Genomic DNA, 1,299 nt, shown 5'->3' with positions numbered 1-1,299 from the left:
CTGACCCGGTCCCGTTCCGGGGTTGACGGCGTCCCCGGTGACGACGTCGTGGAGTATTACCGCCAGCGCGCGTCAATGGGCCTGATCGTCAGCGAGGGCACGTACCCGTCCTTCGCCGGTCAGGGCTTTGTCCGTCAGCCTGGTCTGGTTACGGACGCACAGATTGCCGGTTGGAAGCGGGTCACTGACGCCGTCCACGCTGAGGGCGGTCTGATCATCGCCCAGGTCATGCATGCCGGGCGCGTGGCCCACCCGGCCAACACGGGTGGTCGCCCGGTTGTGGCGCCCAGTGCCGTCGCCGTGGAGGGTGAGACCCGCACCTACGACGGCAAGCAGCCCTTCCCCGTCCCGCATGCCCTGACCGTGGAGGAACTGCCCGGCGTGATGGCCGAGTTCGTCCAAGGCTCCCGCAACGCCATCGCCGCAGGATTCGACGGCGTCGAGCTGCACGGCGCGAACGGCTACTTGCTCCACGAATTCCTGGCCCCCTCCGCCAACCACCGCACCGACAGCTACGGCGGCTCGCCGGAGAACCGTGCACGTTTCGTCATCGAGACCACGGCGGCCGTCGCAGAGGCCATCGGCGCCGACCGGACTTCACTGCGCATCTCCCCCGAGCACAATGTCCAGGGCGCATTGGAAAACGACCCGGCCGAAACGCTGGCGACGTACGCCGCACTCACCGACGGCATCGCACCACTGGGCTTGGCGGGCCTGAGTGTGCTGCACAAGGATCCGTCCGGCGCCCTAGTCCGGGAACTGCGCAGCCGCTTCGGCGGCCCCTTCATGCTCAACACAGGTTTTGGCACCGTCACCACGCTCGACGACGCTCTCCTCGTCGCTGGCAGCGGCTGGGCCGACGCCGTCGTGGTTGGCAGGCCAGCCCTGGCCAACCCTGACCTGGCCCGGCGCTGGCGCGAAGGCCTGCCCCTGAACGAGCCTGACTACTCCACGTTCTACACCGAGGGCGCCAAGGGCTACATCGACTATCCGTTCTGGGAAAACTAAGGATCGTTGACTGCAGAATGCGGCGCTCAATGTTCGACGGCGGCTGCCGGGCGGTGCCGCCGTCGAACGTTACGCCCATGTCGCCGTTCGTGGGAGCCAGTTTTTGAGGCGACATGCCGACATGCTGCTTCACTTTCTGCACGTGTGCACGCAAGCTGGAGTCATGGCCTCTTCCGCGAAAACAGCCGCCGACACTGCAGACTGGCGACTGCGCACCTTCGCGTTGTATTCACAAGTTCGCGCCACAGCCGAGCACGACGGCGCCGCGGCGGCCCATGAACTGTGGGTGCG

General features: G+C 66.8%; 1 protein-coding gene. It reads left to right on the top strand.

Going from position 1 to position 1,299, the window contains the following annotated elements; translation table 11 throughout:
• Positions 1 to 1,008, top strand: a 1,008-nt coding sequence (locus tag Q4P21_RS06580) for an alkene reductase (protein WP_303387997.1), incomplete at its 5' end; no start/stop codon positions are given.
• Between the last annotated feature and the right edge of the window lie 291 nt (positions 1,009 to 1,299).

The sequence above is a fragment of the Arthrobacter sp. genome, from assembly GCF_030540645.1.
Taxonomy (GTDB): domain Bacteria; phylum Actinomycetota; class Actinomycetes; order Actinomycetales; family Micrococcaceae; genus Specibacter.
This window is presented reverse-complemented; position numbering and strand designations above follow the sequence as displayed.